The following is a 25,534-nucleotide window of genomic DNA, read 5'->3' as shown; positions in this document are numbered from 1 at the left end:
CACAAAAAAACTGTGTCCCGCATTGAGGCAATCCCTGTTTTTCACCAGAAAGATGCCTGCGAATCTTTTATTATGATTTTCTTGTTTAACTGGAAGACGTAGTATTATTTTAGATTTTCTGTAACTATAAAATTACGAATTTAGAAAAATATTTTCAGGTGTTTTAAATTGATGCAATAAATACTTTTGATAAATAATGGATATCGTCAATAAGATCTTTAAAATTTGATAAATGCCAATTAAATATTGGTGATGTCGATAAAGGCAGCGCCTCCTGTCTCATTGTAAAACCATTTATGAATTGTATTAATTATCAATGATATACGGGTGCTTGTGCTAACCGATTTATGCGCATTCTTGTTCTTTTCTTTTTCCGTTTCCGTAACTATAACGGAAATCTGATTGATACTCACGATAACTTTTGGTCGTCCGGGGAACGAAATCCGCATGCTCACTCTTCCATCCAAGGTCAGGCGCAAAAAGCAGCCTTATCTTGCGATTCGTGCGCGACTATTGCGTCGGCAGATTTCCAAGCAGGCGCCTTTGTTCATCGCCGAAGTTCTCGCGTTCATGAATTCGCGCGGAATTCAGCCGTCTGGACCGAGTTTTTTCCGGTTCAACGCCGTCGATACTGACGGCGAGATGGATATGGAATTTGGCTATTTCACCGAGAAGTTGCACCCGGGCGCTGGTCCGATTCGCTCCGGCATCCTGCCGTCGGGCTCCTATCTTTCCGCAACCTGGATTGGTGCCTATACCCATCTCGAAGAGGTCCAGCGGCTGATGTCGGCCTGGGTGGATGCAAACAGTTTAAGGGTTGATCGAGACGTCAACGAAAGCGGCACGATTTACGGCTGCCGCATCGAGATCCATCATGTGTCGCCGCCGATCGAGCCGGAGCCCGAGAAATGGCGGACAGAGATTGCCATGCTGCTCAAGCCGGGGGCGGCGGACCAATAAGGATCGACGGCGCCTCCCGATACCTGAGGCAGGGAGGCACTCCGTCTTTCACTCGACGGCAGGCAGGTTCTTGTCGTTTTCGCATTTTGAGATCGCAAGCTGCTTGAACGAATGGATCATGGTGATCTGCTTTTCGTTCGGGTCTGTCATAACGTCCATGCAGGCGCAGCCGTAACCGTAATTGCCGTTGGTTGCCACATAGTCGCCGGCGGAGATATCGCCGATCATTTCCATTCCCGGCGCTTCATAGCCGCCCTGGGCGGAAATAACCCAGGACGCATCCCGGTCGGTCAACCAATAGTTTCCCGGTGTCGGGTTTTCGATCCAGCCGCAGCGCATTTCGGCCTGGGCTGTGGTGGCAAGGAGGGGCAGGGCGGCAAGCGACAGAACGATCAGTTTTTTCATGGCAAATCCTCGCATTGATGGCGCAATAATGCATTTGGCCGTGCCAAGTTCAATGGGGCTTTGCCGGCAATTTCACGGATGACCGTCAGGAAAAGGCCATCTCGATTGCGCGGTGGCAGTGGATCGCCGTCGTGTCGAGCCCCGGCAGTGCCAGCTTTTCTGGATCGAGGATGAGGCAGATTTCGGTGCAGCCGAGAATGACGCAATCGGCGCGCTCGTGGCGCGCGCGATCTATAATGCGAAAGAGCGTGTCACGCGAGGAGCCGAGTATCTTTCCCGCGCAAAGCTCCTCGAAAATGATTCTGTGGACCTCTGTGCGATCCTCCGCCGCCGGCGTGACGATCTCGATTCCTCGCTTACGCATATGGTCCTGATAGAAACCGTCGGTCATGGTGTAGTTGGTCGCGAGCAGGAGAGGGCGGCGGCATCCCCGTCGAACGATTTCGTCGGCAGTGCAATCGATGATGTCGAGAAAGGGAATGGAGATGCGCGCGCGAATCTGGCTCGAAACCTTGTGCATCGTGTTGGTGCAGAGCAGAACAAGATCCGCACCTGCCCTTTGCAGGTTTTCGGCTATATCGGCAAGGCGTTCACCGGCCTCATGCCAACGGCCTTCCTTCTGCATGGTCACGATCGGGGCGAAATCGACCGAATGCAAAAGCAGTTCGGCCGAGGTGAAACCGCCCGCCTTCGCATTCGCCAGCCGGTTCAGCCGCTCGTAATAAACGGCTGTGCTTTCGAAGCTCATGCCGCCGATCAGGCCGATCCTCTTCATGTCTTTCTCCCTTGGCAAGCACACGGTGCCTTTTCCGAGGGGTGCCAGACCGGCCGGGGCCGGTCAAGGCGATCGAGTGATCGTGAAGCCGTTGGATGAGCGAGATGCGATCCGTCAATTGCGGCGCTGGTAGGTGTTCTCGAACTCGTCCTGGATCACGTAGGCGGTGCCGGCCGTAACCAGCCTGTATTCGGACTCGAGGATGCGGTTCGCATAATGCCAGCCCTTTGGCAGCTTGAGGCGTGTGCCCAAGGTGCCAAGGCTCTCGACCGACAGGGCGGGATCGACGATCTGGGCATAGGATTGCATGATGTAGATTTTGCCGTCCGGATCGGTCAGTTCGAAGACGGGGGCGCCGGCCTTGAAGATCCAGGTGGTCTCGCGCTTTACTTCCGTCGGCTTGTAACGCGTGCCTCCGGATTTGGCCTGCAGCAGTCCGAGTTCGAGCGTCGCGCGTTCCGACATGGCGATCTTGCCGAAGGTGGCCTGGTGTCCGGTCGCCGAAACGCCCTGTCCCTCGATGCCATCGACGAGCCAGTGGCGTGGCCCGTTCATCTTGACGCCATCAAGGCCCATGTCGCTCTTGATCGCCTTCGGGTCGAGCGCCTTCCAGTCTGCATCCGGGCAGAGGTTATGGCCGATCGTGTTGAAGACGGTGACATGGGCTTTCAGCCCATCGCGCTTGATGGTGAGAATTTCGCAATAGCGTTGATCGAAAAGGCCGGAGGTAACCTCGCCTGCCTTGGCCTCGGTGAGGAAAGGCGCGAGGCTTAGTGTGACAGTGACGAACCAGCGGCTGGCAGTATGGGACGAACGGAAAAGGCTCTCTTTCATGGCAGTCTCCAGAAGGAATATGGATCGGCAATGAAAATGCCCAAAGTTGCCGTCACCTTCTACTCGACTTGGAGAGGCGAATTTCCTATTCTGGCATCATGGATCAAGGTGCTGAAAAATCGAGAAAAAGTCCGACCCAGTCTCGTGCTCAGGAGACGGTATCAACGATTTTTGAAGCCACTGCTCAGCTTTTGGAACGGTCGGGCGACGGCGATATCACCACCAACCATGTTGCCGAACGGGCCGGCTTTTCCATCGGTACGCTCTATCGCTATTTCTCCTCCAAGGCTTCGCTCTTCAATGCCATGGCCATTCACGAGATGGAACGACAGGAACGGGACATTCTCGCCGCCCTTGCCGAGAGCAAGGCCGATCGGGTGGACGAAATCGTGCGGATCCTGGTCCGCCATGCTCTGAAACCGTTTGCGGGTCGGCTGAAAGTTCGCCGCCGGCTTCTGCGTCACATGGCGGGCAACAGCACGGTCCCGCGCCGGTTCGACCAGATGATCGAGCGATTGACGGACGCCCTGCATGCCAAGATCCTTGCCCAGGCCACGGACTACATTGCCGAGCCGGGCCCCGAAGCGCGCTTCATCATGTTTCGGGCGGCGATTGGCGCCATCCGGGCTGCCGTCATGTTCCGGGATGACATGCTCGGCCGTAGTTCGTTCGAGGACGAACTCGTGGCGATGATCGCTGCCTTCTATCGTCGCCCCTGATATCGATTCCTCACAAACCCGCTTGACAGAGACTTGGCCCGGTTTTATCAAGGTACAGAACCGTACCGTACGGTACGTAACTGAGCGCCCGGGAGGCGGAATGTTGGACAAGATCGAGAGCAAGGGAACGGAGAAGTTTTCGCCGCGCCAGAATGCGGTTCTGGAAGAGGCACTCCGGCTGCTCGTATCGGGTGGCGAAAAGGCCTTGACGACAGCGGGTGTGGCGCGTGCCGCCAACTGTTCGAAGGAAAGCCTCTACAAATGGTTCGGCGACCGTGATGGGCTGATGGAAGCAATGATTTCCTATCAGGCGTCCAAGGTGCGGACGGGCGAAGGGGCTCATACCCATCTGACGCGGGAAACGCTGGAAAAGGCGCTTTCGGATTTTGCGCATGATCTGCTCGATGTGCTCTCCGGCGATGTGTCGCTGGCGCTCAACCGGCTGGCGATAGGGCAATCGAGCCGCGATGGTTCGGCGCTGGGCGCGATGCTTCTCGAACGCGGTCGCCGGCAGATCGACAAGCGGGCGATGAACCTGCTCGTGGCCGCAAAACGCGCCGGCCTGCTCGATTTCGATGAGGCAGCCGATGCTTATGAAGTGCTCTATGGGCTGATCGTGCGCGATCTGCACGTGCGCATGCTGCTCGGCGAGGATATAAGCGTGCTTCGCAAGGAATTCGGATCCCGGGCGGACAAGGCGGTCGACGCCTTCCTGCGCCTGTTTGGAACCAGAAAGGCTCTGGCGGACTGACCGCCGGACAAGTCAACAAGACAGCAAAGGGAAGGAACCAACATGCGCGTCTATTACGATCGTGATGCCGATCTCAACCTCATCAAGTCCAAGAACGTGGTCATCGTCGGCTACGGCTCGCAGGGCCGCGCTCACGCGCTCAACCTCAAGGATTCCGGCGCCGCCAACGTGGCAATCGCGCTGAAGCCGGGTTCGGCCACCATCAAGAAGGCCGAAGCCGATGGCTTCAAGGTCATGACCGTTGCCGAAGCCGCCAAGTGGGGCGACCTCATCATGATGGCAACCCCGGACGAACTGCAGGCCGGCATCTACAAGGCCGATATCGCCGGCAATATCCGTGATGGTGCTGCGATCGCCTTCGCCCACGGCCTCAACGTCCATTTCGGCCTGATCGAGCCGAAGGCTTCGGTCGACGTCGTCATGATCGCGCCGAAGGGCCCGGGCCACACGGTTCGCGGCGAATACCAGAAGGGCGGCGGCGTGCCGTGCCTCGTTGCCGTTCACCAGAACGCTTCGGGCAATGCACTTGAACTCGCGCTCTCCTACGCTTGCGGCGTCGGCGGCGGCCGTTCGGGCATCATCGAAACCAACTTCCGTGAAGAATGCGAAACCGACCTGTTCGGCGAGCAGGTCGTTCTCTGCGGCGGTCTGGTCGAGCTTATCCGCGCCGGTTTCGAAACCCTGGTCGAAGCCGGTTACGCACCGGAAATGGCCTATTTCGAATGCCTGCACGAAGTGAAACTGATCGTCGACCTGATCTATGAAGGCGGTATCGCCAACATGAACTACTCGATCTCGAACACGGCCGAATGGGGCGAATATGTCACCGGTCCGCGCATCATCACGGCTGAAACCAAGGCTGAAATGAAGCGCGTGCTGAAGGACATCCAGTCCGGCCGTTTCACCTCGGAATGGATGCAGGAATGGCATTCGGGCGCTGCCCGCTTCAAGGCTACCCGCCGCCTCAACGACGAGCATCCGATCGAGCAGGTTGGCGAAAAGCTCCGCGGCATGATGCCGTGGATCGGCAAGAACAAGCTGGTCGACAAGGCCCGCAACTAAGATCGATCGCCCTTCGGCGAACGAAAGAACCGGGGAGGGCAACCTTCCCGGTTTTTGTTTGACGGTTGCAAAGGGTGTTTGCTAAGCCGACAACCATGACGGATCAAGCTGAACTCATCACCCGCAGGAATCGAGACCTTTCTGAGGCGTTGGCTGCGCTCTATGCTGCCCTTGCCGGCTACGCCACGCCATCAAAGCTCGATGCGTCTTCCCTCAGGGATGGCGAAGCAATTCTTGCCGATTTGAGATCTGCTCCTCTGAATGCGCTCTCCGCAGCAGCGCTGGGGCCCTATGCCTCATTCGCTCTGACGACTGTTGGCGATGTCGCCGGGTACAAGCATTTCCTGCCACGCATCGTGCATCTCGCCGTCTTGGGTAACCATGGGCAACCAGGACTTGATGCCACTCTGATCGCCTCCAAGCTGATCTACGCCCGCTGGCGTGATTGGCCGGATCGCGAGCGAGACGCAATCATCCAGGTGTTTGAAGCCGCCTGGGCACGGCTTCACTTGAATCATCCGGACAAATGCGATGCTGGGGAATGGTTGTGCGCGGCGGCGATGCTGAATCTGGAAATCCTTCCCAAACTCAATCTCTGGCTTGCCGATACTTTGCCCAGTTCCATGGTTCAGTTCGTGCAGTTCGTCATCTCGACCGCTAATCTGGCAGATCCCAAGGACTTCTGGGAAGAGGTGTCGCCGGGAATTCGCGCCGCAATCATCGAATGGCTCGGCCGCGAAGAGGTTTCGCTCTGGCTGCTCGAAAAGGAGGAGGAGGTTCCCGAGCGGGATCGCTGGCTTTTCGGCCAGGCCTGGGAGGTGCTTGCCTCAAGGCACGGCGGGTAGCTTTTCTGCTCGCCTGTAGTCGTCGCTGTCGTTTTGGCGGTAGCGGTCACAATTCGGCAAAAGAGAGAACCGGGAAGGTTGCCCCTCCCGGATTTTACTTCGGTCGCCGCAAGGTTTCGAACATGCAAAGCCCAAGTGGCCGGCGCAGCCGCCAGCCACCTCCCGCGATCACATGAAGTCGAAATCGCTTGCGGAAAGCGTCTTGATTCCGTCTAGCGTGGCGACCAGATAGGCTTCTGCGTCGCCAGCCTTGCCATCGGCATCGAACCAAAGCCGGCTTGTGTCCTTTTCAAACAGGAAGACCGGTCCAGACGCCGTTGTGACCGGTTCGGTAACGGTTTCCAGCTTCAGCTTGTAGTTTTCGGACAGGCCAAACCGTTCGTCATCGATCACCAGCTTGTCCTGCCCGCGCACAAAATCGGTCACGAAATCACCGCCGGCGCTAAAGTCGTCGAAGATGAACTGGTCGTTTCCGCTGCCGCCGGTCAGGAGATCGGCGCCGCCATTGCCGTTGAGGAAATCGTTGCCACCACGACCGTTGAGAACATCGCCGCCATAGCCGCCATACAGCCGCTCGTTGGCGTTGGAACCATAGATCGCGTCATCCTCGCTGGTGCCTGTCACCTGCTCGATCGACTTCACCGTCAGGCCCTTGGCCAGGCCGTCATTCTTGCTGCTGTTGGCGAGGTCGATCAACACCGAACTATCGCCATAGAAGTTGAAGGACAAGGCATCCGTGCCATTGCCACCGTCGAAGACATCGTTGCCCGTGAACTCGTCGCGCACGAAGCTGTCATTGCCGTCACCGCCCTTGAGCGTGTCATTGCCTGCGCCGTCATAGAGCGTATCGTCACCCTTGCCGCCGTCGAGAATGTCATTGCCGCCAAGGCCGCGCAGCGTGTCGGCCAGATTACCGCCGGTCACCTTGTCGCCAACCTTCGATCCGGTGAAGTCGAGGATTTCCATTCCGGAGATTCTCGTAGCGGCGTTGATCTTCACTGCTCCAGTGTCGAATGTGAACTGGACGCCGGTGGTAAGATTGGAGAGATCGACGTGAACCGTATCGGTACCCGCCCCGCCATTAGCAATATCGCGGTTGGCGATATAGAGGTTGTCGTTGCCGGTACCGGCGTTGAGCGTGTCGGCGACGCCATCATCGCCGCCATCGTTGGCGTAGAGCCAGTCATCGCCATCCCCAGCTTCTATCACGTCCTTTCCGGTGCCGCCTTCTAGCCAATCGTTGCCGCCGAGACCGTTCAGGGTGTCATTTCCTGCATTGGCGTAGAACGCATCTCCCAACTTGCCGCCGGTCAGCTTGTCGTTGCCTGAGCCCGTGAAGATGGAGACCTGCTCGAAATTGTCGAGAGTCACATCGCCATTGACCAGAACGGCATGCGCCTTGAGCGTGAAGCTCAGGTCCTTGTTGGTCTTCGAACGATCGATCACAGCATTGTCTATGCCACTGCCGCCGTCGGCCTCCAGCTTGCCTTCAAGCGTGTCGAGCCTCTCGTTGAATTCGACCAGATCGTTGCCGGCTCCCAGCTTCAGTTTCGTCAGATCACCGCCGGCATGCTTTTCCAAAACGTCGAGATTGACATGGTCGTTACCATCACCTGTTTCGATCCTGTTGTTGCCACCGAGATCGTAAACCAGATCGTTGCCCTTGCCACCGAGTATCGTGTCGTTGCCGATGCCGGCACCGAGAGTGTCATTGCCGTTGCTACCCGTCAGCTGGTTGTTGCCGTTGCCAGCAGAGAAGCTGACAAAAGTTGCTCCGGTACCATTCAGGCGATCGTTGCCGTTTCCAGTGCTGATGTAGAAAATTTCGGTATTGGCCACGGTCGTGCCGTTCGATAGCTTGGCGCTCGCTCCGGTAATGCTGAATGTCGTCGCGCTATGCATTGAACTCAGATCGATGGTCGCGGTATCCAGCCCCTGGCCGCCATCGAGCGTGTCTTTTCCACCACCGGCAATCAGGCTGTCGTCGCCGCTTCCACCCAGCATCGTGTCGTTGCCGATGCCGCCCGAAAGCTGATCATTTCCGCCGCCGCCAGAGAGATAGTCGTCGCCATCATAGCCAAAAAGCGCGTCGTTACCGTTCAAGGTAACGAACTTGTTCTTGCCATTTGTGCCGGTGATCGTGAAATCTTCGACGCCGGTGATGGTGGTTCCATCCGAAAGGGTGGTGATTTGGTCCGGAGTCTTGACGATGAGCGTTCCGGAAACATTGGAAATTTCGACTTCGTCGATGCCAGTGCCAGCGTCGATGACATCCTTGCCCATTCCGACCTGAACGATGATTTCGTCGTTGCCTGCCCCAGCATCGATCTTGTCGATACCATCGCCGCTGATGATGTAATCGTCGCCTTTGTCACCGACCATCGTGTCATTGCCGATGCCGCCGATCATGTAATCGTCGCCATCACCACCAAGCAGCTTGTCATCGCCGTCTTCACCATAGAGTGCATCGTTGCCGTTGCCGGCATCGAGAAGATCGTTGTCGCTGCCGCCGGAAAGATTGTCACGACCGAAACTGCCATAGAGGTTGTCCTGGCCTGCATCGCCGGTAATGTAATCGTCACCCTGGCCCCCATTGACCGTATCGGCGCCGTCACCGGCTATGACCATGTCATCGCCTTCCATGCCGAATAAACGGTCGTTGCCGCCCAGGCCTATCAACTGGTCGTCCCAGTGACCGCCGGTCAGAACATCGGCCTTGCTGTAATGGCCAGTGACGTTGAATTGCTCGATGCCGGTCACGCCAGCGCCATAGATGTTCGTGAGCGTGGTCGGGTCGGTCGCCGTAAAGTTGATGGCACTGGTGCCGTAACCGAGATTGAGGACGAGCGTATCCAGCCCGATGCCCCCGTCGATCGTGTCGCCGTTGATATCGGAAACAAGCCAGTCGTTGAACCGGTCCTCGCCGAGCCCGCCAAGCAGCTTGTCGGTGCCGCTGCCGCCGGTGACCCAGTCGTCGCCCGAACCGGCGTCGATCACATCATCGTCGGCGTCGCCTGAAATGTTGTCGTCCTGAAAGCCTCCGAAAATCGTGTCCTTGCCGGCGCCGCCGTAAAGACTGTCACTGCCGAACGCGCCATCGACCCTGTCGTTTCCGCCATTCGCGTAGATGGAATCCGCATTATTGGTGCCGATGATAGTTTCGGACGAATCCGTACCATTCTTGGTTGCCATAGATCATTCACCTTTCTGTCGTTTCGGACGGAGTGGTGACGCATTCGACGGGCATCGTTTCATCCCCGATCATAGAAAATGCGCAAGCAATCCGTTCGAAATGCCTCAACGGTTGCAATGACGAACGGGGACAGCAATTTATGCGACGAAAATGTAACTTTTGTTTCAGAAATGTTTCATGGTTTTTTCAGAATGAAATAATATAGAGAAATTCTGGTTGCATTCCAGTGCCTTGTCTAGGCTAACCCAAAACAGGTAATTTCAAGCTTCGGTTGTTACAATCGGATCACAAACCGGCCTTTCGCCTTGCCCTCTTCGAGCGCGATCAATGCGTCGGAGACCTGTTCGAGGGAAATTTCCTCGATCGGAGCGGTCAGCGGGTTGGCCGCATGCAGGGCAACCAGTTCCTGCATTTCCTTGCGGGTACCGACGCTGGTGCCGGTGATCGTGACACCGGTTCCGGTCAGCCATTCCTGATTGAGACCGACCGGTTCGGAGACGAGGGCTGCGGCGACGATGCGCCCGCGTGGGCGGATCGCCGATAGCATGGCGGGCCAGGTGCGGGTGGTGGGGGCGAAATTGATCGCCGCATGGACGCGGCGTCCGGGTTCGCTCATCCGTTCGGTAAGGCCACCGTCAGCGATTTCCGTTTCATTGGCACCCAGCGCGCGCGCTGTCGAAAGCTTGTCCGGATCGCGGTCGATTGCCACCACTTCGATACCCATCCGGTGCGCGATCTGTACCGCATAGAGGCCGAGCCCACCACAGCCGAAGACGGCAAGCCGTTCTCCGGCCAACATCCGGGCGCGGCGGATGGCGCCATAGGCGGTGACGCCGGCGCACATGACCGGTGCGGTCTGAACCGCGTCGACCGTGCCGGGCAGGCGGACCGCGAAATCGGCATCGACCACAACATAGTCGGCGAGCGCGCCGGGAACATTCAGGCCATGGGCTGTCTGGTGCTGGCAGAAGGATTCCTCGCCATCGCGGCATTCGTCGCAGCAAAGGCAGGTCTTGTGCAGCCAGGGAACGCCGGCCCTGTCGCCCACCGACCAACCTGTCACGCCGGCACCCAGAGCTTCGATACGGCCGACACCCTCGTGACCGAGGACGAACGGGTCGGGAGAAACGGGCGGGCGAACCTCACCCTTCCAGATATGGACATCGGAGTGGCAGAGACCGCAGGCTTCGAGCCGGACAAGGATCTGTCCGGCTTTCGGCTCGGGGCGTCTCACCGTTCGGATCTCGAGCGGAGCGCCGAAATCGACCAGAACGGCGGCGCGCATCATGGCATTCACGCGGGCACCCTCACTCAATCTCGAGCGCGGATTTGACGGCGTCGAAACCCGGCTTGCCGTCGATGGTCGAAACACCCTTCAGCCATTCCTCGACCTTGCGGGGATTGTCGCGCATCATCTTGGTGGCTGCGGCGGGGACTTCGAGCCCGTCGGTCATGATCATGTTCATGCCGGTGTTCTCGTAATCGATATCGAAGACCAGATTGGTGAAGAACTGCGTCACATTCGGGCAATCCTGCGGATAGGTTCCGCGCGCGATCGTGCGGACGGTGGCGCCACCAAAATCCGGGCCGAATTCGGCATCGCCGCCCGCGAGATAGGTCATCTCCATGTTGACGTTCATCGGATGCGGCTGCCAGCCGAGGAAGACGATGAAATCCTTGGCGGCGACAGCGCGCTGAACCTGAGCGAGCATGGCCGCTTCGCTCGATTCCACCACTTGCCAGTCGCCATCCAGCCCGTGGGTCTTGGCCGCGATCATGTCGAGCAGCGGCTTGTTGGAACCCGGTTCGATGCCATAGATCTTGTGGTCGAGCTTGTCGGCAAATTTCTGCAGATCGTCGAAGGATTTGAGACCCGCATCGGCGACATATTGAGGCACGGCGAGCGTATATTTGGCGCCGGTGAGGTTGGTGGTCAGAGGCACCACGGCTCCGGAATCAAAATAGGCCTTGTAGTCGAGGTCCTGCACCGGGCGCCAGTTGCCGAGGAACACATCCATATCGTCGTTCTTGAGCGAATCGAAGGTGACATTGAGGGCGAGCAGGGATTGCTGGACCTCGTAGCCGAGCGCCTTGAGAATGAGTTCGGCGGTCGTGTTGGTGAGTGCAATGTCAGTCCAGCCGAGGTCCGACATGCGTACGAGCTTGCACTCGGCCTTCTCGGCTGCAACTGCGGTGGTGGCAAGGCATGCGAAGGCCGTCGCGGCCATGGCCGCTGTCTTGAACTTTTTCATGATGTTCCCCTTGTCGATTATGCATCGACAATAGGATAGGATATTTTTTGCGCAACCAAAAAATTGTTAGAGCGTACAAAAAATTGAAGCGGTAAGAAGCGCCATGGCAAATCGCACGAAAAAGCAGAAGACCCGAATCGAGGATATCCGCCGCGTCGAACTGATCGATGCGGCCCATCGCATCTTTCTGCGCGACGGGTTGAAGGGGCTCACGACCACGCGGATCTGCCACGAAGCGGGCATGTCGCAGGGCATCCTGACCTATTATTTCCGCGACAAGGAAGAGGTCCTCTTCGAAATGGTGCGCATGAACCATCGTATCCTGATGGAAGAGGTGGTGATCCATCTGAAACGGGCCGAGACCCGCTGGGATCGGCTGAACGCGATCATCGATGGAAACTTTCCGGAGCGGCGATTCGATCTGCCGACCGCGCGCGCCTGGATCTCGCTCTTTGCCGAGGCTTCGCACAATGCCAATTATGCGCGGCTGTTGCGGCCCTATTATCCGCGCCTGCGCTCCAATCTCGGCGTGGCGCTGCGCCCCTTCGTTGAGCGGGAACGCGCCAACAGTTTCATTCGCGGATTTTCCGCCATGGTGGATGGTCTGTGGCTCCGGAAGGGTGATCCGGATTCCGACATTTCTGTCGCCGAAGCCCGGCAGCTTTTGCAGGACTATTCGATACGAATGCTGGATCCGGAGGTCATCGCCGCCATGAAAAAGACACCGGCATGATCATGAAAGCGCACAAAGTTGGTGACCCGCGAGGGGGAGCGCCGAACACTGTCTGAAAAAGCGATCCGGCAGCACGAAAAATAGGTCAGTAATGTTGACATAAACCGTGCTGCATGATCTTCTCCGACAAAACAAGACCAAGAGGAAACCATCATGGATTGGGAAAAGGTTTTTGCCACCCGCGCGAGCCGGATGAAAGCATCCGAAATTCGCGAACTTCTGAAGCTGCTCGAACAGCCCGACATCATCTCTTTTGCCGGCGGCATTCCGGATGTCAACCTGTTTCCGAAGGCGGAAGTGGCGGAAGCCTATGCAGAAGTGCTGTCGGGCGCCCAGGGCGATGCCGCGCTTCAATATTCCGTTTCGGAAGGCTACAAGCCGTTGCGTGACTGGATCGTCGGCGAAATGAGCCGCATCGGCATCACCTGCAAGGCCGAAAATGTCTTCATCACCTCGGGTTCGCAGCAGTTGCTCGATTATCTTGGCAAGCTGTTCCTGTCGAAGAACGACACAGCGCTCGTGACCTGGCCGACCTATATGGGCGCGCTCGGTGCCTTCAATGCCTACGAGCCGAACTACGACAAGCTCATCCCGCTCTCCAACCGCGAGCCGCAGACCTATATCGACCAGGCGAGTGAAAAGGGCGGGCAGGTCAAGTTTGCCTATTGCGTGCCGGAATTCCACAATCCGACCGGCGTGACCATGACGCGCGCCGAGCGCGAATGGCTCCTGGATCTGGCCGAGAAGATCGATATTCCGGTCATTGAGGATGCCGCCTACCAGTCGCTCCGCTATGAGGGGGAAAGCGTTCCGCCGATCCTCGCACTCGATCTTGCCCGCAATGGCAACGATATCGAAAAGACCCGCACCTTCTATTGCGGCACCTTCTCCAAAACGCTGGCGCCGGGCCTGCGCATCGGCTGGGTGGTTGCCAATTCGGATGTCGTGCGCAAGCTGGTTCTGATCAAGCAGGCCGCCGATCTTCATTCCTCGACGATCAACCAGATGGTGATCGGCAAGGTCGCCGAACGTCTCTATGACGAGCAGATCGCCAAGATCCGCAAGACCTATGGCCATCGCCGCAAGAAGATGCTCGAGGCGATGGATCGCCATATGCCGGCCGGTGTCGATTGGACGCGTCCGGAAGGCGGCATGTTCGTCTGGGTCACGCTGCCGGAAGGCATGGATGGTGCATCGCTGCTCGCCCAGTCGCTGAAGAGCGAGCGCGTGGCGTTCGTTCCCGGCAAGGCCTTCTTTGCCGACGGTTCGGGCGCGAACACGATCCGCCTGTCCTTCTCCTGCGCCACTGATACGATGATCGAGGATGGCATCGCCCGCCTCGGCCGCCTGATCGCCGCACAAAAGAAGGCTGCCGCCTGATCCTGTCATCTTCGGATGGTATGACGAAGCCGCTTCCCACTCGGGAGGCGGCTTTTTGCATTGCATTCAAAGTCGATTGACGGCGAAAGCAGGATCGACAAGGATGCCGATACAACCGGAGGGATAGGGCATGAAGGTCGGTGTCGTTGGGGCAGGCATGGTTGGCAGTTCGGCGGCGTTTGCGCTCGCCCTGCTCGGAATCGCAAGCGAAATCACGCTGGTCGATCGCAATTCGGATCTCGCCGTGGCGCAGGCCGAAGATATCGCGCATGCTGTTCCGTTTCATTCGCACACGATTGTGCAGGCCGCCGGATATGATGGCCTGTCGGGTGCCGATGTGGTGATCCTGGCGGCCGGCGTCAGCCAGAAGCCCGGCGAGACGCGGCTGGCGCTCCTCGAGCGCAATGCCGAAGTTTTCCGTCAGGTGGTGGCCGAGGTGCTGAAGGCTGCACCCGATGCCATTCTTCTCATCGCCACCAATCCCGTCGACATCATGACCGATATCACCTTCCGGCTCTCCGGCCTTCCGGCTTCGCGCGTCATCGGCTCGGGAACGATCCTTGATTCGGCGCGCTTCCGCAGCCTCCTCGGCCGCCATCTCGGCATCTCGCCGCAATCGGTCCATGCGCATGTGCTGGGCGAGCATGGCGATAGCGAGGTTCTTGCCTGGTCGAGTGCGCAGGCCGGCTCGACGCCGGTTGCCTCCTTCGCGGCCCAGATCGGCAAACCGTTCACGGATGAAGTCATCGCAGCGATCGATAACGGCGTGCGCAATGCCGCCTACAAGATCATCAACGGCAAGGGGTCGACCTATTATGGTATCGGAGCGGGACTGGCGCGCATCGTCAAGGCGATCGCCGGCGACCGGCGCGAACTCTTGTCGGTATCGGCCATGACGCGCGATATCGTCGGCGTTACCGATGTGGCGCTATCGATCCCGCGGGTGATCGGTTCGGCCGGCATCGTGACCGAGCTCATTCCGGAACTGAACGAGGCCGAGGCCGAGGCGCTCAACCGCAGCGCCACCCTTTTAAAGACGACGGCCACCGCGGTTCAAATCTGACGGAAAAGAAAACGGCGGGCCGATGAGAACCCGCCGTTCGGTTCGAAGATCGTTTTGGCTCAGTAGCCCGAGACGCACTTCGTGATTACGACTTCGCAATTGTAAGAGCTGCCGTTGCAGGCAGAAAGCGCCTTGTTCTGGGCCTGGCGGAAGTTCTTGCCCCAATGCGAACCCCAGCCGCCATCTTCACCGACAGCAAGCGCGCCGCAGGCGTTCTGGAACCAGGTGGTGATGCGGCAATCGCTTGCCTTGTTGTAGCACTCGTCCATCGCGGCAGCTTCAGCGGCTTCCTGGGTGGCGAAATCCGTAGCCCAGGAATAGTTCTTGGTCTGCTGCGAATAGGCGATGGCGCCATAGAGATTACCCGCCAGAGCGGTGCCCGGCATGGCGGCTGCCGAAACGAGAATGGATGCGACGATCAGTTTGGTTGCGAGCTTCTTCATGGGATCCCCCTTTGCAGATGGAAGGCACTGTTTTCTTTCATTTTTGAAACGAATATTGTTTTGGGTTTATTCGAGAGTCCAGTAGATTTTCGTGAAATATTGGACCGGATAGTAAAAAAACTTCTGTGGATGTCGGACGATGCGACCAAACGCCGCCGAATAGGCGTTCCCGGCCGGTTGTGGCAATTTGCGGCTGCGATCATCTGCAAGCCATCCGGTGGCATCAGGCTTTCCTGCGGGAACGGGCGTGCTATACCACTGGTCAACTCAGGCGGAGCGCGTCATGGCAGTCAGGATCGGCACCTTCAATATCGAGAATCTGCTGACGCGGTTCGATTTTGGCGGCTTCCGCAACCAGTTGCGACAGGACCGCGTGATGCGGCTCTATTCGGTTTCCTCGGAACAATCCTACCAGCAGCTTGAGGCGGCGCGCATGGTGGCTTCCACCGATGATACGCGCCAGTTGACGGCGCTGGCGATTGCCGATGTCGATGCGGACATTCTCTGCCTGCAGGAGGTGGAAAGCCGCGAAGCGCTCGATGCGTTCGAGCATGGCTATCTCTACAAGATGATGGGCGAGGGCTATCGGCAGAAATATCTCATCGTCGGCAATGACAGCCGCGGCATCGATGTGGCCGTGATGATGCGGGAGAAGACCCGCGATGGCGAACCGATCGAGTTCGTCGATATCCGCAGCCACGCGGCCATCACCTTCCGCCAGTTCGATCTCTTCAATCCGCTTCTGGCCGAAACGGAAAAGCCGGACGACAAGATTTTCCGGCGCGACTGCCTGGAACTCGATGTCCGAATCGGCGGACGGCCGTTGACGCTCTATGTCAGCCATCTCAAATCCATGACGTCGCCGCGCAACGGCCTCGACGGGCGCCAGGCAACGGCACCACTCCGGCGGGCCGAGGCACTGGCAATTCGCCGCATCATCGAGGAGCGCTTCGGTCCCGGTGGCGGCAGCGGTGCCTTCGTTCTCTGCGGAGACATGAACGACTATCAGGAGAAGCTCATCGTCTCCGGCGGCCGCAAGGGTGGCTATGGCTTTGCGCATGAGGGAGAGCTCGAAAGCGCGCTCGACATCTTCACCCAGGACCAGTTTCTCGAAAATGTGGTGGGCCGACTGCCCGTCGACGAGCGCTGGACGCTTTATCACACGCGCGGGCTGGAAGAGCGGCATCTCTGCCAGCTCGACTATGTATTCCTTTCCCAGGCCCTGTCGCGCGCCAATCCGCACGGGTTGCCGGAGATCGTACGGGCCGGCCAGCCATATCGGACGCCGTTTCCCCCGGGGCAGCCGGAAGAACGCTATCCGCGAACCGGCTGGGATCGTCCCAAGGCGTCCGATCATTGCCCCGTCGTCATGTCCATCGAAATTCCCTAAGGACCCTGCCAGATCATGCCCATGCCAGATCATGCATTGAGCGGCTTTCCGGCCGAAAACCTGATTTTTCCTGTTCGTTCGCTCCATCTCGAGGTGGCGGAAGGCGAGCATCCGTTCGTGTGCGACAAGCGCACAGCCATTGCCGAAAACTGGCAGGCCGAGCATGCCGCCAATCCGAGCCTTTATGATGGGCGCATGGTGCTGCAGCATCGGCTGAGCCATGACGATGGTGCTATCCGCGGCCGGGCCTTCATGATTCCCTTCTCCGCCTTCCTCTACTGGCGCCGCGCCGAACGGCCCGTGGAAGCCGCGCATCTCTTCGCCATGCCGCTGATCCTGACAAAGGATGGAGCGCTCATTGCCATTCGCATGGCCGAAACCACCGCCAATCCCGGCCGGGTCTATTGTGCCGCCGGCTCGATGGATGCGAGCGACGTGTTCGATGGTCGTCTCGATATCGATTTCAACATGCGGCGCGAAGTCGGCGAGGAAACCGGGCTCGATCTCGGCGATGCCCTTGCGGATCCGGTCGCCCATGCCTGCTGGTCGCAGAATACGGTGACGATTTTCCGCCGATTCCGCTTCGACCTCTCCGAAGCCGATATCGTCGAACGCATCGGCGCCCACATAGCCTCCGAGGCCGAGCCGGAAATTTCCGCGGCAGTGCCGATCCGGTCGGCCGATCCGCAGGCCCACGACTATGCTTTCTTCATGCCACCGATTCTCGGCTGGCTCACCGAACAGAAGGATATCCGACCATGAGCCGAGCCTATTCCATCTATGATGTCTTTACCGCTGAGGCGATGGCGGGAAATCCGCTCGCTGTTGTGCATGACGGGGAGGGGTTGAGCGATGCCGCCATGCAGGCGATCACCCGTGAATTCAACCTGTCCGAAACCGTCTTCGTTCTGCCGCCGCAAAACCGGGCCCATACGGCCAGCATCCGGATCTTCACACCCGGTCGCGAATTGCCTTTTGCCGGCCATCCGACCGTCGGCACGGCCATCGCGCTCGCCGAGCTCAACCATGCCGGCGCCAGCATCGACGTAGTAAGCGTGCTGGAGGAGAAGGTCGGTCCGGTTCGCTGCGCCGTGCGTTTGCAGGAAGGCAAGACATCCTTTGCCGAATTCGACCTGCCGCGGCTCTCGGCGCGGCTGGAAGCGACGCTTGATCCGGCTGCGATCGCCGATGCCCTCTGCATCAGTGCTGCCGATATCGGGTTCGAGAATCACGCCGCGTCGGTCTGGAGTGCCGGCGTGCCCTTCCTGATGCTGCCGGTCAGGGATATGGCGACGATCGGCTCGGTGACATTCAATCCGTTGCTGTGGAACAAGGCTATGGCCCATTCGGGACATCCGCAGCTCTCTGTCTATCTCTATTGCCGCGGTGGCGTCGATCACAGGGCGGCCTTTCATGCCCGCATGTTTGCGCCCGATATGGGGATTGCGGAAGACCCGGCGACCGGCGGTGCGGTGGCCGCACTTTCCGGTGCAATCCACCATTTCGATGGACTTTCGGATGGCCAGCACGCGCTTCTGATCGAACAGGGGGTGGAGATGGGGCGCCCCTCGCTCATTCACCTGCATATCCAGGCCGAGAAGGGTGCCGTGGCGAAAGCGCGGATCGGCGGTGAAGCAGTACGTATTGCATCCGGCGTGCTTTACCTTTGATTTTCAACCATAAAAAAGCCCGATGCAGAAAAGTTCGGGCTTTTTGAAAGTTTTTTGACGATGGGGGTTGCCAACCAAAACAGATCCCTTTATACGCCCCCTCAGACGCCGGAACGACGGCGCCGGTCGGGTGATTAGCTCAGTTGGTAGAGCAGCTGACTCTTAATCAGCGGGTCGTAGGTTCGAGCCCTACATCACCCACCATCTCTCTTCAAAAGCAAATTGAACTTGTTAAGTGGTCGTCGAAAGACGACCTTGCGCATGTGTTGTTATCTTCCGCTTTGGAACGCTTATCGAGGCGCAAGAGCGCTGACCGGGGCTGCTCGCAATCTCCCTGATCGCCTTCTGTAGCGGTTGCAAATGTTGCTCGAGTGGGTGCCGTGGCTTGAAGCCGCGCTCCATCCTTGTCGCCACCTGTCACATGCCCCAGACAACGGATTGTTCGTGGCGTTTGATCAGATGCCGCAACTGTTCGAAACTCTTGCGGATATGGGCTGCGAAAGCCTCGGTCGCCGGTGCGCCGAGGTCGCCGGTGCGGGTCAAAAGGCCCAGGGCCCGCTCGGGGTGGGGAATGTTGACCGGCAAGGCTGTGATCGCCTTGTCGTTACGATAGGCGAAGACGACGCTATGGGGCAGGATCGTCAGCGCATCGCTCTCCTTCATGTAGTTGATGGCACTGGTCAGGGAGCCGCCGGCATAGCGGATCTTGGTTTCCGTGGCGCCGAGCGAGAGGACGAGGCTGCGGAGATCGGCCAAGAGCGGGCTGCCCGGCGGCGGCGCGATCCAGGGATAATCGAGCAGTTCCGGCCCGGCGAGCTTGCGCTTGAGCAGCAAGGGATGGGTGACGCGGCAGGCGACGACATTGCGGCCTGGCAGCAACTCCTGAAAACGCATCCCCGAACCTTCATCCAGCATGTCAATCGGGCAGATGGCGAGATCGATGCGATCGGCGACGATCGCCGAACGCAGATCGTTTAGATAGCCATAGCTCTGCTCGATCCGGACTTCGGGGTAGGAATTCTGGAAGCCCGCGACCATGCCGGCGATCAGTGCATCCATGAAGAAGGGTGTGCCGCCGACGCGGACAAGGCCGGTCTTGCCATGCCGAAAGCCCTCGACAAGCGCAGAGGCCTTGCGCGCCGCCGTCAGCATGGTCTGGCCGTGATCGGCAAGCGCCCGGCCGAGGGGCGTCGGCTGCAAAGGACGGCGCCCCTTGATGAACAGCGGCTCGCCGAGCCTTTTTTCCAGCATGGCAAGCGTTCGCGACACGGCAGGCTGGCTCAGCCCCAGAAGGATTGCGCCTTCCGTGACCCCTCCGGCCTGGACCACCGCTGCCAGCTGTACGAGATGTCTCTCATCGAACTTCATAACAAATATGCATATTAATCGTGAAATAAATTATCAAGTGCGCGGTTCTCCGTTGCTAAGGTTTCTGCATGGGAGGAACCATGGCAGATCAATCGTTCAGTGAGCGCAATTCCGCACAGCTTGTCGCCGAGAGGCTCGACAAGCAGGCCGGCGGTTCTTTGCAGGCCTTCATGGTCCCGTTCATCGAGCATCTGCATGAACTCATCCGCCAGACGCGTCCCACCCATGCCGATTGGCGCCGCACCGTCGAGTTTCTCACCGATGTCGGTCATGCCAGTGATGGTCGCCGTCAGGAATGGGTGCTGCTCTCCGATCTTCTTGGCGTCACGGCGCTGATCGAAGAGATCAACACCAGCCGACCGAAAGGGGCGACGCCCAACACTGTGCGCGGCCCCTTCTACAGGGCGGATGCGCCGCGACTCCCGAACGATGCCAATATTTCTCTGGATGGGGTCGGTTCGGTTCTTTCGGTGACCGGCCATGTCCGCGACCTTGACGGCCATCCGATCGCGGGAGCCACGATCGAGACCTGGCAGGCCAATGGCGAAGGTCTTTATGAGAACCAGCAGCCGGACCAGCAGCCCGAATTCAACCTGCGCGGCGTCTTCACCTCGGATGCTTCGGGCCTGTTCCGTTACAGAACCGTGCGACCGGGCGGCTATGCCGTGCCCTGTGACGGTCCTGTCGGCCAACTGCTCGGCGGTCTCGGCTTTGCCATGCGGCGTCCCGCGCATCTGCATTTCATCATCAAGGCCGACGGTTTCGAGCCGATCAGCACCCATGTCTATGATGCAAGCGATCCGCATCTCGGTCGCGATGCCCTGTTCGGGGTCAAGCCGGAATTGATCGGCACGTTCGAGCCGGCGGGGAAGGGCGACAGCTGGACGCTCGATTTCACCTTCGTCATGGTGCGGGCAAAGAAGGGGCGGGCTTCATCATGACTTTGGCCTTTTCCTATCAGGGTTCGTCCGCCCGCATCCTCTTCGGCAATGGTGCAAGCGCCGAGGTCGGCAAGGCCGTCGAGGACTTGCAGTGCCGACGCGCCCTTGTTCTGTCGACGCCACATCAGGCCGCCGATGCGGAGCGACTGGCAAAAAGGCTCGGACCGCTTGCGGTCGGCACATTCACCGAGGCGACCATGCATACGCCGGTCGAGGTCACGGAACGGGCGGTCGCCCATGCCGCAGCACTCGGCGCCGATTGCGTTGTTTCCCTGGGTGGAGGCTCCACCACCGGACTGGGCAAGGCCATGGCCTGGCGGACGGATATTCAGCAGATCGTCATCCCGACCACCTATGCGGGGTCTGAAGTCACACCTATTCTCGGCCAGACCGAAGACGGCATCAAGACGACGATCCGCAGTCCGAAGATCACGCCGGAAGTCGTCATCTACGATCCGGAACTGACGCTTGGCCTGCCGGTCACCATGAGCGTGACCAGTGGGCTCAACGCGATCGCCCATGCCGCCGAAGGGCTCTATGCGCCGGATCGCAACCCGATTGCCACCCTGATGGCGATCGAAGGCATGCGCGCGCTCAAGGAGGCGTTGCCGACCATCATTGCCAGTCCGCGCGATGGCGAGGCGCGCAGTAAGGCGCTTTATGGCGCCTGGCTCTGCGGCACCGTTCTCGGCCAGATCACCATGTCGCTGCATCACAAGATCTGCCACACGCTTGGCGGCAGCTTCGATACGCCGCATGCCGAGACCCATGCCGTCATGCTGCCCCATACAATCGGCTTCAACGCATCCGTGGTGCCGGAGCTGATGGCGCCGATTTCCGCTATTTTCGGCGGCACGCCCGGCCAGGGTCTGTACGATTTCGCGCAAGCGGTGGGTTCGCCGATGGCGCTCAAGGATTTCGGTCTCACCGAAGCCGATCTCGACCGTGCGGCCGAGATCGCGACGAAAAACCCCTATGCCAACCCGCGACCGATCGATCGTGCTTCGATCCGGTCGCTTCTGCAGGATGCCTGGAGCGGAGCACGGCCGCCATATTGAATTTCTTTGGGAGGAGAAAGCATATGTTCACGAGACGCGACTTCATCAAATCCACCGCTGCCACGGGAGCACTGGCAGCGACCTCGGGCTTTGCGCTACCGGCGCTTGCCGCCAATGCGCCGATCAAGCTCGGTTATGTCAGTCCGCAGACGGGGCCGCTTGCCGCCTTTGCGGAAGCCGACAAATTCATCATCGACGGCTTCATGGCTGCCACCAAGGCTGCCGGGCTCAATTTCGAGGTCATCGTCAAGGACAGCCAGTCCAACCCGAACCGGGCGGCGGAAGTCGCCAAGGAACTGATCGTCGATGACGAGGTCAATCTCGTGCTGGTTGCCTCGACGCCGGAAACGACCAACCCGGTCGCGACGACTTGCGAAGCCGAGGAAGTGCCCTGCATTTCCACGGCCGCCCCCTGGCAGCCCTGGTTCATCGGCCAGCAGGCCAATCCCGGCGATCCTTCGTCGTGGAAACCGTTCAACAGCGTCTTCCACTTCTTCTGGGGTCTGGAAGATGTGATTGCCGTCTATACCAACATGTGGGGCCAGGTTGAGACCAACAAGAAGGTTGGCGGGCTGTTTCCGAACGACGGTGATGGCAATGCCTGGGGCGACAAGGCGGTCGGCTTCCCGCCGGTGCTCGACAAACTGGGCTATTCGCTCGTCGATCCCGGTCGCTACCAGAACCTGACCGACGATTTCTCGGCCCAGATCAATGCCTTCAAATCCGCTGGCAGCGAGGTCATCACCGGGGTGATGATCCCGCCGGACTTCACGACTTTCTGGAACCAGGCCCAACAGCAGGGTTTCAAGCCGAAAGTGGCGTCGATCGGCAAGGCGATCCTGTTTCCGCAGGCGGTCGAGGCACTTGGCAAGAACGGGCACAATCTCTCCTGCGAAGTCTGGTGGTCTGCGAGCCATCCGTTCAAGTCGTCACTGACCGGCCAGAGCGCCAAGGAACTCGCCGACGGTTTCACGGCTGCTACCGGCAGGCCGTGGACGCAACCGATCGGCTTCGTGCATGCGCTGTTCGAACTCGCCGTCGATGTGATGAAGCGGGCTGATCCGACCGACAGCCAGGCCGTGATCGCGGCAATCGCCGCCTCGAAACTCGACACGATCGTCGGTCCGGTTGCCTGGGATGGCGCGAACCTTCCGCCCTTTGCCGCCAAGAATATTGCCAAGACCCCGCTGGTCGGCGGCCAATGGCGGCTCAAGGACGGCGGTGGCTACGACCTCGTCATTGTCGACAACCAGACCGCCCCGGCCATTCCGACGGGCGGCAAGATGGAAGCCATCGCCTGACGACAGGCCCTGCCTGAGCGCGACATCTGGCCGAGCCGGTTCCGTTATGGAGCCCGGCTCGGCCAGGGTCTGATGCGACACACGCGGATGCAGAGAAACCGATGCCGATACTCGCCCTGGAAAATGTCTCGAAAAGCTTCGGTGCGCTCAAGGTGGCCGATGCGATTTCGTTTTCACTCGACGATGGCGAGGCGCTCGGTGTGATCGGGCCCAACGGTGCCGGCAAGTCGACCCTTTTCAACCTGATCACCGGCAATATTCGGGTCGATGCGGGCACCATCACCTTCGCCGGCGACGATGTGACCCGGCAACCGCCGATGGCGCGCTGTCTTGCCGGTGTCGGCCGCACTTTCCAGATTCCCCAGCCATTCGAGAAGCTAACCGTCTTCGAAAACCTGCTGGTCGGCGCCTCCTTCGGCTCGCGCAAGGCGGAGCGGGATGTTGGGGATCGCTGCGCCGATATCCTGGTCGAAACCGGGCTGATCGACCGCGCCAACCAGCCAGCGGGAACGCTGGGGCTCCTGCAGCGCAAGCGGCTTGAACTGGCCCGTGCACTTGCGACCGATCCGAAAGTGCTGCTGCTCGACGAGATTGCCGGTGGGCTGACGGAGGGGGAATGTCATCAACTGGTGGAAACGATCCGCGCGGTCCATCGGCGGGGTGTCTCGGTCATCTGGATCGAGCATGTCTTGCACGCGCTTACCTCGGTGGTCAGCCGTCTGGTGGTGCTCAATTTCGGTCGTGTGATCGGTGTGGGTGATCCCCAGACCATCATGGCCTCCAAAGAGGTGCGCGAAATCTATCTCGGGATCGATGTCTGATGGCACTCATTGAAACACATGGACTGACGGCCTTCTACGGCGATTTCCAGGCCCTGTTCGGTGTCGACATGCATGTCGACGAGGGCGAAACCGTGGCCGTGATCGGGGCGAATGGTGCGGGCAAATCCACGTTGTTGCGCTCCATATCCGGCCTGATCCGCAATGCGCCCGAACAGATCCTCTATGAAGGCAAAAAGATCGGTGCCTTGCCCGCGCCCGATGTGGTCTGCCAGGGCATTGCCATGGTGCCGGAAGGGCGCAGGCTTTTTCCGTCGCTCTCCGTCGAGGAGAACCTGCTGATCGGTCGCTACGGCCGCAGTGGCGGCGGTCTCTGGGGGCTGGACGCGATCTATGATCTCTTTCCCGTGCTCAAGGAGCGGCGCAACTCCCCCGGCACGGCGCTATCGGGTGGCCAACAGCAGATGGTGGCGGTGGGGCGTGCTCTGATGTCCAATCCGCGCGTGTTGCTCTGCGACGAGGTGAGCCTCGGGCTGGCACCCGTCATCATCAAGGACATCTATGCGGCCTTTCCGAAAATACGCGCAACCGGCGCTTCGATCGTCATTATCGAGCAGGATATCGGCCAGGCCCTGAAGGTTGCCGACCGCGTCTATTGCATGATGGAGGGTCGGGTGACGCTGACGGGAACACCCGCATCGCTGAGCCGGGACGATATTCATGCGGCCTATTTTGGAGTGCATGCGAAATGAACTGGCTCGATACGATTCTTCAGGGTGTTTTGCTTGGTGGTCTCTACGCGCTGTTCGCAGCCGGTCTCAGTCTCGTTTTCGGCATCATGCGGCTCGTCAACCTCGCGCATGGCGATCTGATTGTGCTTGCGGCCTTTCTCGTGCTGCTGCTGGTGAGCGCGCTCGGGCTCAATCCCTTCCTTGCGGCTCTGGTGGCACTGCCGGTGATGTTCGCGCTCGGCTGGGCACTGCAATATCTGGTTCTCAACCGCACGCTCGGAAATGATATCCTGCCGCCGCTGCTCGTAACGTTCGGTCTGTCGGTCGTGATCCAGAACGGCCTGCTTGAGGGTTTTTCAGCCGATAGCCGGCGCATTTCGGCAGGGGCGCTCGAGACGGCCTCCCTGCAGGTCGGGCCGTTGAACATCGGCACCATGCCGCTTCTGACCTTCCTGTCGGCGATCGCTGTCATCGTGGCGCTCAACCTCGTCTTCTACCGCACCTCGCTCGGACGGGCATTTCGCGCCACCTCCGATGACAGGGCGACGGCCGGCTTGATGGGCATTCGCGCCGAACGTCTTTTCGCAACGGCAACCGGCATTGCCATGATGGTGGTGACGATCGCAGCCCTTTACCTCGGCACGCGCGCCAATTTCGACCCAACACAAGGGCCGGCACGGCTGATCTATGCTTTCGAAGCGGTGATCATCGGCGGACTTGGCTCCTTCTGGGGCACGCTTGCCGGCGGCATCATCATCGGCGTGGCGCAGACGCTGGGTGCGGCGATCAACCCGGAATGGCAGATCCTTGCCGGCCACATTGCCTTCCTCGTCGTGCTGCTGTTTGCCCCGCGCGGCCTCTTCCCAAGAGCGGTGGACTGA

25 protein-coding genes and 1 tRNA gene are annotated in these 25,534 nt (G+C 59.4%); 18 read left to right on the top strand and 8 right to left on the bottom strand.

The annotated features are described in order from the left end of the window. Positions 1 to 402: 402 nt before the first annotated feature. Entirely contained in the window at positions 403 to 960 is a 558-nt protein-coding gene (locus Q4481_RS05590) for a GyrI-like domain-containing protein (RefSeq protein WP_304375329.1), read from the top strand. A gap of 48 nt (positions 961 to 1,008) precedes the next feature. Here the strand turns inward: Q4481_RS05590 and Q4481_RS05585 are convergent, their stop codons facing one another. The 3 genes from Q4481_RS05585 to Q4481_RS05575 all read right to left on the bottom strand — a co-directional run bounded on the left by Q4481_RS05585 (position 1,009) and on the right by Q4481_RS05575 (position 2,974). Beyond that, entirely contained in the window at positions 1,009 to 1,365 is a 357-nt protein-coding gene (locus tag Q4481_RS05585) for a DUF4087 domain-containing protein (RefSeq protein ID WP_304375328.1), read from the bottom strand. Between the two features lie 85 nt (positions 1,366 to 1,450). Continuing rightward, a complete protein-coding gene (locus Q4481_RS05580) occupies positions 1,451 to 2,140 on the bottom strand; it encodes an aspartate/glutamate racemase family protein (protein WP_304375327.1) in 690 nt (229 codons plus the stop codon). Between the two features lie 114 nt (positions 2,141 to 2,254). Next, entirely contained in the window at positions 2,255 to 2,974 is a 720-nt protein-coding gene (locus Q4481_RS05575; RefSeq protein WP_304375326.1) for a hypothetical protein, read from the bottom strand. 98 nt (positions 2,975 to 3,072) lie between these two features. Here Q4481_RS05575 and Q4481_RS05570 point away from each other — a divergent pair, with 98 nt between their 5' ends. The 4 genes from Q4481_RS05570 to Q4481_RS05555 all read left to right on the top strand — a co-directional run bounded on the left by Q4481_RS05570 (position 3,073) and on the right by Q4481_RS05555 (position 6,351). After that, positions 3,073 to 3,693, top strand: a complete 621-nt coding sequence (locus Q4481_RS05570) for a TetR/AcrR family transcriptional regulator (protein ID WP_304375325.1) — start codon at positions 3,073 to 3,075, stop codon at positions 3,691 to 3,693. 100 nt (positions 3,694 to 3,793) lie between these two features. Continuing rightward, positions 3,794 to 4,444, top strand: coding sequence for a TetR/AcrR family transcriptional regulator C-terminal domain-containing protein (locus Q4481_RS05565; RefSeq protein WP_304375324.1), 651 nt, complete (start codon positions 3,794 to 3,796; stop codon positions 4,442 to 4,444). A gap of 42 nt (positions 4,445 to 4,486) precedes the next feature. Next, complete coding sequence (gene ilvC, locus Q4481_RS05560) at positions 4,487 to 5,506, top strand: ketol-acid reductoisomerase (RefSeq protein WP_304375323.1); 1,020 nt, start codon at positions 4,487 to 4,489, stop codon at positions 5,504 to 5,506. Positions 5,507 to 5,580: 74 nt separating this feature from the next. After that, on the top strand, positions 5,581 to 6,351 hold the full coding sequence (locus Q4481_RS05555) for a hypothetical protein (RefSeq protein ID WP_304375322.1): 771 nt from the start codon (positions 5,581 to 5,583) through the stop codon (positions 6,349 to 6,351). Positions 6,352 to 6,519: 168 nt separating this feature from the next. Here Q4481_RS05555 and Q4481_RS05550 read toward each other — a convergent pair whose 3' ends face one another. The 3 genes from Q4481_RS05550 to choX form a co-directional block, all read right to left on the bottom strand. After that, positions 6,520 to 9,543, bottom strand: a complete 3,024-nt coding sequence (locus Q4481_RS05550; RefSeq protein WP_304375321.1) for a calcium-binding protein — start codon at positions 9,541 to 9,543, stop codon at positions 6,520 to 6,522. A 275-nt stretch (positions 9,544 to 9,818) separates the two neighbouring features. Continuing rightward, positions 9,819 to 10,832, bottom strand: a complete 1,014-nt coding sequence (locus tag Q4481_RS05545) for an alcohol dehydrogenase catalytic domain-containing protein (RefSeq protein WP_304375497.1) — start codon at positions 10,830 to 10,832, stop codon at positions 9,819 to 9,821. A 19-nt stretch (positions 10,833 to 10,851) separates the two neighbouring features. Further along, positions 10,852 to 11,796 carry a choline ABC transporter substrate-binding protein gene (gene choX / locus Q4481_RS05540; protein WP_304375320.1) on the bottom strand — a complete coding sequence of 315 codons (945 nt, stop codon included), beginning with the start codon at positions 11,794 to 11,796 and terminating at the stop codon, positions 10,852 to 10,854. A gap of 103 nt (positions 11,797 to 11,899) precedes the next feature. Between choX and betI the strand changes: the two genes are divergently transcribed. The 3 genes from betI (at position 11,900) to Q4481_RS05525 (ending at position 14,972) form a co-directional block, all read left to right on the top strand. Continuing rightward, complete coding sequence (gene betI / locus Q4481_RS05535; RefSeq protein WP_304375319.1) at positions 11,900 to 12,529, top strand: transcriptional regulator BetI; 630 nt, start codon at positions 11,900 to 11,902, stop codon at positions 12,527 to 12,529. Between the two features lie 150 nt (positions 12,530 to 12,679). Continuing rightward, a complete protein-coding gene (locus tag Q4481_RS05530; RefSeq protein WP_304375496.1) occupies positions 12,680 to 13,909 on the top strand; it encodes an aminotransferase-like domain-containing protein in 1,230 nt (409 codons plus the stop codon). 130 nt (positions 13,910 to 14,039) lie between these two features. Continuing rightward, positions 14,040 to 14,972, top strand: coding sequence for an L-lactate dehydrogenase (locus Q4481_RS05525; protein WP_304375318.1), 933 nt, complete (start codon positions 14,040 to 14,042; stop codon positions 14,970 to 14,972). 59 nt (positions 14,973 to 15,031) lie between these two features. Here Q4481_RS05525 and Q4481_RS05520 read toward each other — a convergent pair whose 3' ends face one another. Next, on the bottom strand, positions 15,032 to 15,415 hold the full coding sequence (locus Q4481_RS05520; RefSeq protein ID WP_304375317.1) for a DUF4189 domain-containing protein: 384 nt from the start codon (positions 15,413 to 15,415) through the stop codon (positions 15,032 to 15,034). 283 nt (positions 15,416 to 15,698) lie between these two features. Between Q4481_RS05520 and Q4481_RS05515 the strand changes: the two genes are divergently transcribed. The 4 genes from Q4481_RS05515 (at position 15,699) to Q4481_RS05500 (ending at position 18,679) form a co-directional block, all read left to right on the top strand. After that, positions 15,699 to 16,805 (top strand): endonuclease/exonuclease/phosphatase family protein, encoded by a 1,107-nt coding sequence (locus Q4481_RS05515; RefSeq protein ID WP_304375316.1) that lies wholly within the window; start codon positions 15,699 to 15,701, stop codon positions 16,803 to 16,805. Positions 16,806 to 16,826: 21 nt separating this feature from the next. After that, a complete protein-coding gene (locus Q4481_RS05510) occupies positions 16,827 to 17,567 on the top strand; it encodes an NUDIX hydrolase (protein ID WP_304375315.1) in 741 nt (246 codons plus the stop codon). Beyond that, positions 17,564 to 18,475 (top strand): PhzF family phenazine biosynthesis protein, encoded by a 912-nt coding sequence (locus tag Q4481_RS05505; protein ID WP_304375314.1) that lies wholly within the window; start codon positions 17,564 to 17,566, stop codon positions 18,473 to 18,475. The genes Q4481_RS05510 and Q4481_RS05505 overlap by 4 nt, the downstream gene beginning before the upstream one ends. Positions 18,476 to 18,603: 128 nt before the next feature. Further along, a tRNA-Lys gene (locus tag Q4481_RS05500) sits at positions 18,604 to 18,679 on the top strand. 213 nt (positions 18,680 to 18,892) lie between these two features. Here the strand turns inward: Q4481_RS05500 and Q4481_RS05495 are convergent. Further along, positions 18,893 to 19,843, bottom strand: coding sequence for a LysR family transcriptional regulator (locus tag Q4481_RS05495; protein WP_304375313.1), 951 nt, complete (start codon positions 19,841 to 19,843; stop codon positions 18,893 to 18,895). Positions 19,844 to 19,923: 80 nt separating this feature from the next. Between Q4481_RS05495 and Q4481_RS05490 the strand changes: the two genes are divergently transcribed. From Q4481_RS05490 to Q4481_RS05465, 6 genes are all read left to right on the top strand, one after another. Next, positions 19,924 to 20,784 carry a dioxygenase family protein gene (locus tag Q4481_RS05490; RefSeq protein WP_304375312.1) on the top strand — a complete coding sequence of 287 codons (861 nt, stop codon included), beginning with the start codon at positions 19,924 to 19,926 and terminating at the stop codon, positions 20,782 to 20,784. Then, positions 20,781 to 21,842: a maleylacetate reductase gene (locus tag Q4481_RS05485; RefSeq protein WP_304375311.1), complete on the top strand. Its 1,062-nt coding sequence runs from the start codon at positions 20,781 to 20,783 to the stop codon at positions 21,840 to 21,842. The genes Q4481_RS05490 and Q4481_RS05485 overlap by 4 nt, the downstream gene beginning before the upstream one ends. A 23-nt stretch (positions 21,843 to 21,865) precedes the next feature. Then, positions 21,866 to 23,143, top strand: a complete 1,278-nt coding sequence (locus tag Q4481_RS05480) for an ABC transporter substrate-binding protein (protein ID WP_304375310.1) — start codon at positions 21,866 to 21,868, stop codon at positions 23,141 to 23,143. Between the two features lie 101 nt (positions 23,144 to 23,244). Next, on the top strand, positions 23,245 to 23,964 hold the full coding sequence (locus Q4481_RS05475) for an ABC transporter ATP-binding protein (protein ID WP_304375309.1): 720 nt from the start codon (positions 23,245 to 23,247) through the stop codon (positions 23,962 to 23,964). Next, the gene (locus tag Q4481_RS05470; RefSeq protein ID WP_304375308.1) at positions 23,964 to 24,674 is read left to right on the top strand and encodes an ABC transporter ATP-binding protein; all 711 of its coding nucleotides are present in this window, start codon (positions 23,964 to 23,966) and stop codon (positions 24,672 to 24,674) included. The genes Q4481_RS05475 and Q4481_RS05470 overlap by 1 nt, the downstream gene beginning before the upstream one ends. Continuing rightward, positions 24,671 to 25,534 carry a branched-chain amino acid ABC transporter permease gene (locus Q4481_RS05465; RefSeq protein WP_304375307.1) on the top strand — a complete coding sequence of 288 codons (864 nt, stop codon included), beginning with the start codon at positions 24,671 to 24,673 and terminating at the stop codon, positions 25,532 to 25,534. Before Q4481_RS05470 ends, Q4481_RS05465 begins: the two co-directional genes overlap by 4 nt.

Source organism: Fluviirhizobium alvei, from assembly GCF_030551875.1.
In the GTDB taxonomy this organism is placed as follows: Bacteria; Pseudomonadota; Alphaproteobacteria; order Rhizobiales; family Rhizobiaceae; genus Rhizobium_E; species Rhizobium_E alvei.
The sequence above is the reverse complement of the archived record's forward strand: the minus strand, read 5'-3'. Positions and strand labels throughout refer to the sequence as shown.

Excerpts from the sequence above, each read along its gene's own strand:
- Q4481_RS05585 (WP_304375328.1), bottom strand. The coding sequence starts at position 1,365 with ATGAAAAAACTGATCGTTCTGTCGCTTGCCGCCCTGCCCCTCCTTGCC.
- Q4481_RS05580 (WP_304375327.1), bottom strand. The coding sequence starts at position 2,140 with ATGAAGAGGATCGGCCTGATCGGCGGCATGAGCTTCGAAAGCACAGCC.
- Q4481_RS05575 (WP_304375326.1), bottom strand. The coding sequence starts at position 2,974 with ATGAAAGAGAGCCTTTTCCGTTCGTCCCATACTGCCAGCCGCTGGTTC.
- Q4481_RS05570 (WP_304375325.1), top strand. The coding sequence starts at position 3,073 with ATGGATCAAGGTGCTGAAAAATCGAGAAAAAGTCCGACCCAGTCTCGT.
- Q4481_RS05565 (WP_304375324.1), top strand. The coding sequence starts at position 3,794 with ATGTTGGACAAGATCGAGAGCAAGGGAACGGAGAAGTTTTCGCCGCGC.
- ilvC (WP_304375323.1), top strand. The coding sequence starts at position 4,487 with ATGCGCGTCTATTACGATCGTGATGCCGATCTCAACCTCATCAAGTCC.
- Q4481_RS05550 (WP_304375321.1), bottom strand. The coding sequence starts at position 9,543 with ATGGCAACCAAGAATGGTACGGATTCGTCCGAAACTATCATCGGCACC.
- Q4481_RS05545 (WP_304375497.1), bottom strand. The coding sequence starts at position 10,832 with ATGATGCGCGCCGCCGTTCTGGTCGATTTCGGCGCTCCGCTCGAGATC.
- choX (WP_304375320.1), bottom strand. The coding sequence starts at position 11,796 with ATGAAAAAGTTCAAGACAGCGGCCATGGCCGCGACGGCCTTCGCATGC.
- betI (WP_304375319.1), top strand. The coding sequence starts at position 11,900 with ATGGCAAATCGCACGAAAAAGCAGAAGACCCGAATCGAGGATATCCGC.
- Q4481_RS05525 (WP_304375318.1), top strand. The coding sequence starts at position 14,040 with ATGAAGGTCGGTGTCGTTGGGGCAGGCATGGTTGGCAGTTCGGCGGCG.
- Q4481_RS05520 (WP_304375317.1), bottom strand. The coding sequence starts at position 15,415 with ATGAAGAAGCTCGCAACCAAACTGATCGTCGCATCCATTCTCGTTTCG.
- Q4481_RS05515 (WP_304375316.1), top strand. The coding sequence starts at position 15,699 with ATGGCAGTCAGGATCGGCACCTTCAATATCGAGAATCTGCTGACGCGG.
- Q4481_RS05510 (WP_304375315.1), top strand. The coding sequence starts at position 16,827 with ATGCCAGATCATGCATTGAGCGGCTTTCCGGCCGAAAACCTGATTTTT.
- Q4481_RS05505 (WP_304375314.1), top strand. The coding sequence starts at position 17,564 with ATGAGCCGAGCCTATTCCATCTATGATGTCTTTACCGCTGAGGCGATG.
- Q4481_RS05495 (WP_304375313.1), bottom strand. The coding sequence starts at position 19,843 with ATGAAGTTCGATGAGAGACATCTCGTACAGCTGGCAGCGGTGGTCCAG.
- Q4481_RS05490 (WP_304375312.1), top strand. The coding sequence starts at position 19,924 with ATGGCAGATCAATCGTTCAGTGAGCGCAATTCCGCACAGCTTGTCGCC.
- Q4481_RS05485 (WP_304375311.1), top strand. The coding sequence starts at position 20,781 with ATGACTTTGGCCTTTTCCTATCAGGGTTCGTCCGCCCGCATCCTCTTC.
- Q4481_RS05480 (WP_304375310.1), top strand. The coding sequence starts at position 21,866 with ATGTTCACGAGACGCGACTTCATCAAATCCACCGCTGCCACGGGAGCA.
- Q4481_RS05475 (WP_304375309.1), top strand. The coding sequence starts at position 23,245 with ATGCCGATACTCGCCCTGGAAAATGTCTCGAAAAGCTTCGGTGCGCTC.
- Q4481_RS05470 (WP_304375308.1), top strand. The coding sequence starts at position 23,964 with ATGGCACTCATTGAAACACATGGACTGACGGCCTTCTACGGCGATTTC.
- Q4481_RS05465 (WP_304375307.1), top strand. The coding sequence starts at position 24,671 with ATGAACTGGCTCGATACGATTCTTCAGGGTGTTTTGCTTGGTGGTCTC.